Here is an 11,318-nt window from a genome sequence, read left to right on the forward strand (position 1 = left end):
CACTTATGTTCCAAGACAATCCGCTGCTGGCCCAGCTCAAGCAACAAATCCGCGAAAACATCCCGAAGAAAGAGGGTGTGATCCGCGCCTCTGACCGGGGCTTCGGCTTTCTGGAAGTCGATGAGAAGACCAGCTATTTCGTGCCGCCTCCCTACATGAAGAAGGTGATGCACGGTGACCGGGTGACCGCCCTGATCCGTACCGAAAAAGAGAAGGAAGTGGCAGAGCCGGATACCCTGCTGGAGCAGTCCGTCACCCGCTTCGTGGCCCGGGTCAAGATGTTCCGTGACCGCCTCAACGTGGTTGCCGACCATCCGCTGATCAAGGATGCCATCAAGGCCCGCGTCAAGAAGGGTCTGGATGAGAAAGAGTTCAAGGAAGGTGACTGGGTGGTGGCGACCCTCAAGCGCCATGCGCTGGTCGACGGCAACTTCTCTGCCGAGATTATCCAGAAGATCGCCGCCCAGGAAGATCACAATGTGCCCTGGTGGGTAGTGCTGGCCCGCCACAATCTGGCCCAGGTCGAGCCGGCTGATTTGCCGGAGTGGAAGGTCATCGAAGAGGAAGAGCTGCCCCGTCGTGACCTGACCAAGGTGCCCTTCTTCACCATCGACGGTGCCAAGACCAAGGATATGGACGATGCGCTGGCCATCACCAAGCTGGACAACGGCTGGGAGCTGCTGGTCGCCATCGCTGACCCGACCGCCTATGTGGCCGAAGGGAGCGAGCTGGACAAAGAGGCGGCCCAGCGCGCCTTTACCGTCTACATGCCGGGCCGCAACGTGCCGATGATCCCGCGCACCCTCTCCGACGAGCTCTGCTCCCTGAAAGAGGGTGAGGAGCGCAACACTCTGTGCGCTCGTCTGCTCATCGCCGAAGACGGTCTGCTACTGGAGGAGACCGAGTTCTTCGCCGCCCGCATCTGCTCCCACGCCCGCCTCAACTATGACGACGTCTCCGACTGGGCCGAGCATGGCAAAGAGCTGTCCATAGACGCAGGCGTACTGGCCCAGCTGCCGCTGATGAAGGCAATGACCGAGGCGCGCATCGCGTGGCGCACCGAGCATGCGCTGGTATTCCCGGATCGTCCCGACTACGACTTCGAGCTGGGCGAGAATGGCGAAGTGCTGGCTATCCACGTCGAGCCGCGCCGCATCGCCAACCGCATGGTGGAAGAGTCGATGATCGCTGCCAACATCTGCGCTGGTCGCGTGCTGGGCAAGAGCGTCGGTTACGGCATCTTCAACGTTCACACCGGCTTTGACGAAGATTCCCTCGACGGCGCCATCGACCTGCTGAAGAGTGCCGAAGCCCCGTTCGAGCGCGACGAGATCGCCAGCCTCTCTGGCTTCTGCGCCCTGCGCCGCTGGATCGACAACCTCGACACCCGCTGGCTGGACGGCAAGATCCGCCGTTTCCAGAGCTATGCGCTGATGTCCTCCGAGCCGGGCGCCCACTACGGCCTGGGTCTGGATGCCTACGCTACCTGGACCTCCCCGATCCGTAAATACGGCGATATGGTCAACCATCGTCTGCTCAAAGCGGTTATCGCCGGCAAGACCCCGGGTGAGCGCCCGAGTCAGGAGCTCACCGAGCATCTGACCGCCTGCCGCCGCCTGCACCGCATGGTGGAGCGCGACATCGGCGACTGGCTCTATGTCCGTTACCTGAAAGCCGCGGCTGGCACCGATCAGGTGTTCAACGCCGAGATCATCGACGTGATGCGTGCCGGTCTCAAGCTGCGTCTGCAGGAGAACGGCGCCGTGGTCTTCCTGCCTGCCCGTCATATTCTCGACAACAAGGATCGACTGGAGTGCAACTGGGACAACGGTCGCGTCTATCTGGACAAGACCGAAGTGGTCTACGAGCTCGGCCAGATCATCGAGGTCAAACTGACCGAAGCGGTGGAAGAGACCCGCTCTCTCATCGCCAAACCGGCGGTAGATCTGGTACCGGGTCCGGCACCGGAAGCCCCGGCGACCGAGAGTGCGCCAGCCGATAGCAGTGAAACGCCTGCTGAGGCTGCCCCCAAGGCAGAATAAGCCACGCAGAATCATCTGATCTGCCCGAGAGCCCGCCATCGTGCGGGCTCTTTTTTGCCCAACACCCCGCCCTACAAGCTGCCATAAATACCGTTATGGCACACAGTTCTAGCCACGATTGGCAGATAACGCAGTGAATGTCTCCACCAGCAGGGCTGAAAGCAACCATTATGTGCGCCACCTCTCCTTTCTGACATATTAATCAAGGAGAAATATGTCTATACTCGCTTGGGTACAATCCAAGGGATATTGGTATGCAGGAATGGGACCCGGAACACTTCACCAACTTCGCTCAGTTATGCGAAGTGAGCCTCGCCACCATCCGTGAAAAGACCGATGCCGAACGCCTCTACCTCTGGCTGAAAGCCCCCGAACCGCAACTCTACAGCTTTCAGCTCGATCACGGGCTGACCACGCTTGATCTCGCCCATCTCGGTCAACTGACCCTGCCCCACCACCTGATCGACAAGGCGATGGAGAAGGGACAACTGGTGATCGAGCAGCTCCCACCACCGCCGGATCCCGGTGAAAATGTGGAGCCCGCCCAGCCGCAGTTACGCGCCTGTTTCCCTCTCAAGCGTCACATGAAACTGGAAGGGGTCATCTATCTGGAGACCCGCCGCCGCATCGACCGCCTCTCCTCCCACCAGCGTCAGGGTATCCAGCTCCTTATCCACTATCTGACAGCCGAGCTCAGCAATCACCTGCTCTCCAGCCAGGTCAATCAGGAGCGGGACCAGCGGCTCCATACCCAGACCGATCTGGTACAGAGTCAGGCACTGCAGGGCTCCTTCCTCACCATGTTGCAGGCGCTGCACATGGTCAGCGTCACCCTCTCCCGCAGTCGCAGCGAGAACGATCTGCTGCGGGATGCCGTGCTGCTGGCCCGCAAGGAGCTGCAGTTCGATCGGGTTGCCATCTTCCTGATCGAACCCGATGGCAAGACCATGCGCGGCACCTGGGGCACCAGCGAGGAGGGCGAGCTGATGGATGAACACAACTTCATCAGCCCCATTCCGGATCACCCCACGGTGCAAGAGGCGCTCAGGCGCAAGGATTACGTGCTGGTGATGGAAGATACACCCCTCTACTACGAGAAGCAGCAGGTGGGCCGTGGCTGGAACGCCATGATATCGCTGTGGGATGGCACCACCCCCATCGGCTGGATCGCCGCCGACAACCTGCTCTGGCACCGTCCGCTCAAGGCCTATCAGAGCGAGATCTTCAAACAGTACGCCGCCATTCTGTCACAACTGCTGATCCGCCAGCGTACTCAGGAGCAGTTGGAAACCCTCAACCGCCAGCTGGAGGCCCGGGTCGCCGAACGCACCATGCAGCTGGCCGAGACCAACCGTGCGCTGGAGGAGGCCAATCACCGCCTCTCCCTGCTGTCGCTGGAAGATCCCCTCACCGGCATCGCCAACCGGCGCCAGTGGGACATCACCATGCAGCGGGAGTGGGAGTGGGCACGGCGCACCCAGAACCTGCTGGCGGTATTGATGATCGACGTCGACGAGTTCAAGGCCTACAACGACCACTTCGGCCATGCCAAGGGGGATCTCTGCCTGCAACAGGTGGCCCATGTGCTGCGGGATGCAGAGCGGCGCTGCACCAATCTGGTCGCCCGTTACGGCGGGGAGGAGTTCGTCATTCTGCTCTGCGCCCCCCAACCCGGTGAGGCCGAACAGCTGGCCGGGCGGATCCACGATGGTCTTGCCCGCTTAAAAATGCCCCATCCCGCCTCGCGGGTTGCTGATTTCATTACGGTTAGCATAGGCTTTAGCTATCTGGTTCCCTCCCTGGACGGAGCATGGCAGACCCTGACTGAACAGGCTGACCAGGCGCTCTACCACGCCAAGTCACAAGGGAGGGCCCGCACTCTGGCCTATCGGTGATCCCATGCTGTTGCGTCGCTACCCTATCTTCAATCGTCGCCTGGCTCTGGTGGCCTACGGCATCGACTATCAGCTCAGCTCACCGGCCGAATGGCCTTCACTGGCGCAACATTGCCGCCTGCTGGCACAGGGGCGTCAATATCTGGTGCCCTTCACCCACGAACAGCTCGATGAACAGCGTCCCATGCTGCTGGATCAGGACGCGATCCCGCTGGTTGAAGCCTCCAGCGAACGCCAGCCCAACTCGTTCCCGGTGCTGGAGCAGTGGCGCGACAGTCGGCGCAGACTGGCGGTACATGGCGCCAACCGGGATCCACGCTGGCTCGGCGCCAGCCGCCTGCTGGTGTACTGGATGGGGGAAGAGGGGATCTGCCAGCCCACCGAACACAAGCGGATGGCGCTGAACATCGAAACCTGGGCGGATTTTCTCCCGCTGCGGGAGGCGGGGGTCGACTTCTTTGCCGGCGGCTTTCTCGCCCGTCCGGAGCTGGTCAATCAGCGGGCGAACCAGCCCGATATGGCGCTGGTACAGCAGATCCTCCAGCTCATCTGCCACGAAGAGTTCTCCTTCGCCCAGGTAGCCCGCCTGCTGGAGCAGGATGCCTGGCTGCCCGGCCTGCTGCTCACCTACGTCAACGCCCCCGGCTTCGATCATGCCGCCCCCATCACCTCGGTGCCCCGCGCCCTCTCCTATCTGGGGGAGCAGGAGATCCGCAAGTTCGTGCTGATCAACGGTCTGGCCCGGGTGAGCCAGCACATGCCGGAGGCCTGCACCCGCATGGCCATCGCCCGCGGCCGCTTCTGCGAGTTGATTGCCCTCACCGCCCTCGGTAAAGCGGAGGCCAGCTGGGCCTTTCTGGTAGGGCTGGTGCTTGATGGATCCCTGCTGTCGGAGCCGCTGATGGCCCACCTGCCCAAGAGCGTGCAGCGCGCCATCGAACTGCACGAAGGGCCACTCTTTCATCTGTTTCAGCTGGTCAGCACCTATGAACAGGGCAACTGGGCCCTGCTGGAACAGCTTGCCCCCAAATATCAACTCGATCCGGCCCAGCTCACCCCCGTCTATTTTCAGTCACAAATGTGGGGGCAAGCGTTTCTCACCAGCTAGGTGATGGCGAGGCGGGGAGCCACTGGCTAGAATGGGCTCCCTTTTTTCAGAGACTGACCCGCACCATGACGCTTTCCGGATTCCAAGGCCTGGTCTTTGACCTTGATGGCACCCTGGTCGACTCCATGCCGCTGCACCTCGCCGCTTGGGAACATACCGCCCGCGAGTTTGGCTTTCACTTCGATGCCGACTGGTTCTATGAGCTGGGTGGCATGCCGAGCCGCAAGATAGCCCTGCTGGTCGCACAGGAGCAGCAGATCCCCCTCGATCCCCTCGAAGTCACCCGCTGCAAGACCGCCCACTATGTGGCCAACCTGCACAAGGCGACCGTCTTTCCGGCCATGCAGGCACTGGTCGAGCGCTATCATGGCGTCATCCCGATGGGGATCGGCACCGGCTCGCCCCGCGTCAACGCCGAAGCGGTGCTACGCAACACCGGGCTGGATCGCTACTTCTCTGTGGTGGTCACCGCAGACGATGTGGAGCTGCACAAGCCCAATCCGGACACCTTCCTGCTGGTCGCCAGCAAGCTGGGGGTCGAGCCATCAGGCTGTCTGGTGTTTGAAGATACCGGTATCGGGGTACAGGCCGGAGAGGCGGCGGGTATGCAGACCTGCATGGTCAAAGAGGGCAAACCGGTCGGCATAACGGCGTAGTGCGGAAAAAAATATCGCCCTGCAAGGGGCGATAACCGGAACCGGCTCTCATACGGGACATGAATGAAAATGAGAGCAGGTTCCGTCAGCCGCTGACGCTGGGCGCATCAACGGGGCGTGCGGGGCAGACGATTACTCGTTGTTGCCGCCGCCCTGATTGTCGTCATAACGACCCGGCGCACCGTGGGGGCGCGGCGCCATGGAGACACGCGGCTTGCGAGCACGCTGGATGTTCACCTGCGGACGGCCGGTGTGCATGGCGATGGTGGAGATCTTGGCCTTGTAGACCAGCTGCTGGTTACCATGAGCATCGGTCAGCAGCACGCTGTACTGGTCGAACCCGCTGATGGTGCCTTCCAGCTTGATGCCGCTCACCAGAAAAATAGCGACCTGACTGCGGTTCTTGCGCAACCAGTTGAGGGCAGAATCTTGCCCGTTCCCGAGGGAGAAGGCTTGCTCAATCGTGGAGTAGCTGGGGGATTCAGTTGTCATAAATTATTGTCCCGCGGAAAAAAAGTGGCGTTTGATTGTGCTAAATGGGCACTGGCTTGTCAAAGTCATTCTCACTCCCGCCAGCAATAGCGGCCTCCGGGGTCTGGTCGCTGACCAGCACAACTGCGATAATCGCCAGCTCTGGCTCTACCACGGGCCTTATCTGGGGTTTTATCTTGCATCCGGTTTCACACCAACACCACACCACCTATGTCCATGATGCCACTGCCTGCGAAGAGTGTGACCTGCTGATACCGGCCACACCGCTCGAGGTGGGGCAGGCCAGCTGCTGCCCCCGTTGCGGACACACCCTGAGTCGCTACCTGCCACAGCAGGAGTTGCGGCCGATCTCCTACGGGTTCGCGGCACTCATCATGTTCGTGCTCGCCAATGCCTTTACCTTTATGTCCTTCTCGGCCAAAGGGGTGGGCCAGGAGATGACCTTTTTGCAGAGCATCACCACCCTGGTGGATGAGGGCTATCTGTTTCTCGGCGCAGTACTGAGCCTGACCCTGATCGGCCTGCCGCTGGTTTATATGGGCTCCATCATGCTGGTGCTGTGGCGGGTCGATAAAGATCTGCACAGCAATGCCCTGCGCTCCCTTGGCCGTCTGCTCTGCCGGATCAAACCCTGGCTGATGGTGGATGTCTTTCTGGTGGGGGTGCTCATCTCGCTGGTCAAGCTGATGGGGATGGCCGACATCAAGATGGGGCTGTCATTCTGGGCTTTCGTCGGCTACACCGTGCTGCTCATCAAGATGATCTCCTCGCTGGATCAGATGTGGCTGTGGCAGCGGCTGTTCGGCCCGACCGAGGCGCGGGAGATCGACCCGGAAGCGGGCGCGCTGGAGTCCGGCCTGGTGGGCTGCCATATCTGTGGCGCCCTGAGCGAGGTGGGCAGCCACAGCTGCTCCCGCTGCGGCGGCAAGCTGCATGCGCGCAAGCCGGGCGGCCTGAACCGCACCTGGGCGCTGCTGTTTACCTCCGCCATTCTCTACATTCCGGCCAACGTCTATCCCATCATGGATACGGTGTTTCTCGGTGATGACAGCCCCTCCACCATCCTAGGCGGTGTGGTGCTGCTCTGGGCCATGGGCTCCTACCCCATAGCGGCGGTGATCTTTTTCGCCAGCGTGGTGGTGCCGCTGGTGAAAATACTGGCGCTATTCTGGCTTTGCTATATGGTGCAGCGCGGCAATGTCACCTCCCCCCTCGGCAAGCTCAAACTCTATCGCATGACCGAATTTGTCGGACGCTGGTCGATGATCGACGTCTTCGTGGTGGCCATTCTGGCGGGCCTGATCCGGCTCGACAATCTGATGACCATCTACCCCGGCCCTGCGGCCGTCGCATTTGCAGGTGTGGTGCTGATCACCATGGTCGCCGCCATGAGTTTCGACTCCCGCCTGATCTGGGATTTACAACAAGGAGAACGCGAACGTGAGTGAGCGTAAAAAAAGGTGGAAACCGGGCTCTGACTTTCTGAGCTCTGCCGCCGCAATCTGGATGGTGCCCCTGCTGGCGCTGTTCATAGGTCTCTGGATGCTGTTCCAGCACTGGTACTCCCAGGGCCCCAGTTTCACCCTGACAGTCGCCACTGCCGAGGGCATAGTCGCTGGCAAGACGGTGATCCGCTCCCGCGAAGTGGACGTCGGCCGCATCGAAGCCGTCGAGCTGAGCGATGACTATAGCCATGCGGTGCTGAGAGGACGGCTGACCAATGCCGCCTCCGGCATGCTGCGCGGTGACAGCCAGTTCTGGGTGGTCAAACCCAGAGTGGGCCGTGAAGGGGTGTCGGGTCTGAGCACCCTGCTCTCAGGCGCCTATATCGAGCTCGCCCCCGGCAAGAAAGGTCGGGCGCGGGACGAGTACGCCATGCTCGACAAACCGCCGCTCGCCTCCCTCGATGCCAAGGGGCTGCGTCTCACCCTCAGCAGTCGCGACACCCGCGCGCTCGGGGAAGGCTCCCCCATCAACTATCAGGGCTTCACCATAGGTCAGGTGGAAGAGGCGAAGTTCCTGCCGGAAAAGAGCGAGATGCAGTATCAAATCTTCATCCACGCCCCCTATGACATTCTGGTGAGCAGCAACTCCCGCTTCTGGATGACCCCGGGCTTCGAGGTCTCCATGAGCAGCGAGGGGATGAAGGTGAAGATGGATTCGCTGGAGAGCCTGATCGATGGCGGCATCACCATGGGTCTGCCACCCGGCTGGGCGCCTGGCGAGCCGGTCAAACAGATGGAAGGGTTCACCCTGTTCCAGGATGAGGCGAGCGTGCTGGCCGGTAGTCTGGATCAGTTCATCGACTACGTCTTCCTGTTCGATGACAACGTGGGTGGACTGCACCCGGGCGCGGCGGTGCAGTATCGCGGCATTCGGGTCGGTACCGTCATCTCCGCCCCCTACCTCATCGAGGACAAGGGCGTGCAGATCTTCAAGAGCCGCCAGATCCCGGTGCTGGCTCGCATCGAGGTACAGCGCCTCTCCCACCGCTATGCCAAGGCGGAGAAGGATCAGTGGCGTGCCCTGTTCGGCAAGCAGTTCAAGGAGGGGTTGCGTGCCAGCCTCAAGACCTCTAGCCTGCTGACTGGCGGCAAGATCATCGACCTCAACTTCTATCCGGACGCGCCACGTTTCGAACAGGCCAAGCTGGCCGGTTATCAGGTCTTCCCCACCGTGCAGGGCGGGCTGGATCAGATCGAGCGCAAGGTGAACCTCATCCTCGACAAGTTTGTCGACATGGACATGGCGACCACCCTGACCAAGGTCAACGGGTCACTGACCACCCTGGATGGCACCCTGAAGAACATCAGTGCAGTCAGCGCCAACCTGAACAAGCTCACAGCCAAGGATTCTACCCAGCAGCTGCCCGCCTCGCTCAACGAGAGCCTCAAGCAGTTGCAGGAGACCCTGCAGGCCTATGACGCCCAATCGCAGACAAATCAGGATCTGCGTCAGTCGGTGCAGACCCTCAATCAGTTGATGCGCGAACTGCAGCCGCTGGTGCACTCCCTCAACGAGCAGCCCAGCTCGCTGATCTTCGATCGCGCGCATCCATCGGACCCTGAGCCCAAGCGAGGCAAACAATGAAAAAAGAGATCCTGACGCTGGCCCTGTTGGGCCTGCTGGCGGGTTGCAGCAGCCAGCCAAGCCTGCACTACTACTCGCTCGATGCCGACAACCAGCAACCCGTAACGGCCCCGGCCCAACCGCAGCACCAGCTGGTGCTGCGCCCGGTGGCGCTGGCCAGCCAGCTCGACCGGATCAGCCTGGTCTATCAACTGGAAGGGCAAGAGCTCCACTTCACCGAGTACCATCGCTGGGCCGGTGCGCTGGACGATCAGCTCAACCAGCTCACCCTCAATGGCCTCTCCACCCGCCTGCCGGGCTGGGTGGTACGGCAGGATGGCGCCCGCAAGGGGCCGGTGCTGACCATTCTGGTGGAGCGCTTTCAGGGCCGTCATGACGGCAGCGCCGTGCTGAGCGGCCGCTGGCGCCTGCTGGCGGAAGATGGCACCGTGCTGCGCGATGCCCCCTTCCGTCAGGAGCGGGTACTGCCGGCCGATGGCTACAACGCACTGGTGAACGAGCTGGGTCAGGGCTGGCAACAGCTGCTCGACCAGATCGCCGCCGAGGTGCGCAAGCAGGGTTGAGCACATCAACCTGCGAGTATCAGATAGAAAAAACGACGCCAGCTGGCGTCGTTTTTATGTGCAAGAGTCGGGGGCGACTTATGCCTTGGCGGGCAGGCTCAGACGAGCTACCGCTTCCACATGCATGGAGTGCGGGAACATATCGACCGGTTGCACCTCGTCCAGCACGAAGCCTTGCTTGACCAGCCAGGCAAGGTCGCGGGCCAGGGTCTGCGGATTGCAGGAGACATAGACCAGACGGCGGGGCGCCATGGCGACCAGGGTCTGCAATACAGCCTTGTCACAGCCTTTGCGGGGCGGATCCATCACCACCACGTCAGCGGTCACACCTTGGGCGTGCAGCTCGGGCATCAGCTGCTCGGCCTTGCCGACGTGGAATTCGGTGTGCTCGATGCCGTTGAGGGAGGCGTTGCGGCGGGCATCCCTGATGGCGCTCTCCACCGACTCGATCCCGACGACCTTGGCGGCCTTGCCAGCCAGGAACAGGGAGATGGTACCGATACCGCAATAGATGTCGAACACCGTCTCGTTGCCGGTCAGCTCGGCATACTCGAGGGCGCTGGAGTAGAGCACATCGGTCTGGGTCGGGTTGTTCTGGAAGAAGGAGAGCGGCGAGATCTCGAACTCGAGTTCGTGGATCTTGTCGCGGATCACCCCTTCGCCCAACAGCACCCGGTTGGTGGCGCCCAGAATGCGGTTGGTGCGCTCATCGTTGATGTTCTGCACCAGGGTAGTGACCGACAGATCGCTCAGGGCTGCCAACAGTTCGGCTTCGAACGGCAGCACCTCACCCAAAGTGACCAGCACCACCATCAGCTCGCCGCTCTTGAAGCCCTTGCGGGTCATCAGGTTGCGCACGCAGCCGCTGTGGTTTACTTCGTCATAGGCGGCGATGTCGTGCGCGCGCATCCAGTTGCGCACCCGTGCGTTGAGCTCGACGTGCAGCGGATCCTGCACCGCACAGTCATCGGCGGTGATGAGATCGTGGGAGTGCTTGCGATAAAAACCGATCTCGGCACCGGCATCGCAGCCACGCACCGCATATTGCGCCTTGTTGCGATAGGCAAACGGGCTCTCCATGCCAAGGATATCCTTGACCGGGGTGTCACCCAGCCCGGCCTGCTCCAGTGCGCTCTGCACCAGTGCCTGCTTGAGCTTGAGCTGGGCCGGATAGGCCAGCGGACGTACCTGACAGCCACCACACTCGGTGTTGGGGCAGAAATCGGCAACCCGATCGGCAGAGGGCTGGAGCAGCTCGGCAACCTTGCCGTGCAGATAGTTCGGCTTGACCTCGGTCAGCTCCACCAGCGCCTGCTCACCGGGCAGCAGACCTTCGACAAACAGGGGGCGATCGAACAGGCGTCCTTTGCCATCTCCTTTGTCGGTCAGTTCCAGGATCTCGATCTGGTGTTGATGTCCCACTAACGGCATGAGCGGCTCCAAAAGTACTAAAAATGGGGGGTGATGAACGC

The 11,318-nt window shown here is 61.5% G+C and carries 9 protein-coding genes; 7 read left to right on the forward strand and 2 right to left on the reverse strand.

Going from position 1 to position 11,318, the window contains the following annotated elements; genetic code table 11:
* The first annotated feature begins 5 nt into the window (after window positions 1-5).
* The 4 genes from AB5Y76_RS19340 to AB5Y76_RS19355 all read left to right on the forward strand — a co-directional run bounded on the left by AB5Y76_RS19340 (window position 6) and on the right by AB5Y76_RS19355 (window position 5,701).
* Entirely contained in the window at window positions 6-2,042 is a 2,037-nt protein-coding gene (locus tag AB5Y76_RS19340) for an exoribonuclease II (RefSeq protein WP_263718311.1), read from the forward strand.
* A gap of 254 nt (window positions 2,043-2,296) precedes the next feature.
* A complete protein-coding gene (locus AB5Y76_RS19345) occupies window positions 2,297-3,937 on the forward strand; it encodes a GGDEF domain-containing protein (protein WP_263718310.1) in 1,641 nt (546 codons plus the stop codon).
* A 4-nt stretch (window positions 3,938-3,941) separates the two neighbouring features.
* Window positions 3,942-5,045 (forward strand): EAL and HDOD domain-containing protein, encoded by a 1,104-nt coding sequence (locus AB5Y76_RS19350; protein WP_005363003.1) that lies wholly within the window; start codon window positions 3,942-3,944, stop codon window positions 5,043-5,045.
* Window positions 5,046-5,110: 65 nt separating this feature from the next.
* Complete coding sequence (locus tag AB5Y76_RS19355; RefSeq protein WP_040066974.1) at window positions 5,111-5,701, forward strand: HAD family phosphatase; 591 nt, start codon at window positions 5,111-5,113, stop codon at window positions 5,699-5,701.
* Between the two features lie 132 nt (window positions 5,702-5,833).
* On the opposite strand, the gene hfq is transcribed toward AB5Y76_RS19355, so the two are convergent.
* Complete coding sequence (gene hfq, locus AB5Y76_RS19360; protein WP_005335772.1) at window positions 5,834-6,193, reverse strand: RNA chaperone Hfq; 360 nt, start codon at window positions 6,191-6,193, stop codon at window positions 5,834-5,836.
* 176 nt (window positions 6,194-6,369) lie between these two features.
* Between hfq and AB5Y76_RS19365 the strand changes: the two genes are divergently transcribed.
* Genes AB5Y76_RS19365 through AB5Y76_RS19375 form a run of 3 tightly spaced genes read left to right on the forward strand, consistent with a single transcriptional unit; the run spans window position 6,370 to window position 9,846 of the window.
* A complete protein-coding gene (locus AB5Y76_RS19365; RefSeq protein ID WP_236341411.1) occupies window positions 6,370-7,641 on the forward strand; it encodes a paraquat-inducible protein A in 1,272 nt (423 codons plus the stop codon).
* Window positions 7,634-9,283, forward strand: coding sequence for an intermembrane transport protein PqiB (gene pqiB, locus AB5Y76_RS19370; protein ID WP_263718309.1), 1,650 nt, complete (start codon window positions 7,634-7,636; stop codon window positions 9,281-9,283). The genes AB5Y76_RS19365 and pqiB overlap by 8 nt, the downstream gene beginning before the upstream one ends.
* Complete coding sequence (locus AB5Y76_RS19375) at window positions 9,280-9,846, forward strand: membrane integrity-associated transporter subunit PqiC (protein ID WP_042052434.1); 567 nt, start codon at window positions 9,280-9,282, stop codon at window positions 9,844-9,846. The genes pqiB and AB5Y76_RS19375 overlap by 4 nt, the downstream gene beginning before the upstream one ends.
* Before the next feature lie 78 nt (window positions 9,847-9,924).
* Here AB5Y76_RS19375 and rlmD read toward each other — a convergent pair whose 3' ends face one another.
* Window positions 9,925-11,277 carry a 23S rRNA (uracil(1939)-C(5))-methyltransferase RlmD gene (rlmD, locus tag AB5Y76_RS19380; protein WP_263718308.1) on the reverse strand — a complete coding sequence of 451 codons (1,353 nt, stop codon included), beginning with the start codon at window positions 11,275-11,277 and terminating at the stop codon, window positions 9,925-9,927.
* Window positions 11,278-11,318: the final 41 nt, after the last annotated feature.

Source organism: Aeromonas sp. R1-2 (genome assembly GCF_040908505.1).
Classification (GTDB): Bacteria; Pseudomonadota; Gammaproteobacteria; order Enterobacterales; family Aeromonadaceae; genus Aeromonas; species Aeromonas veronii.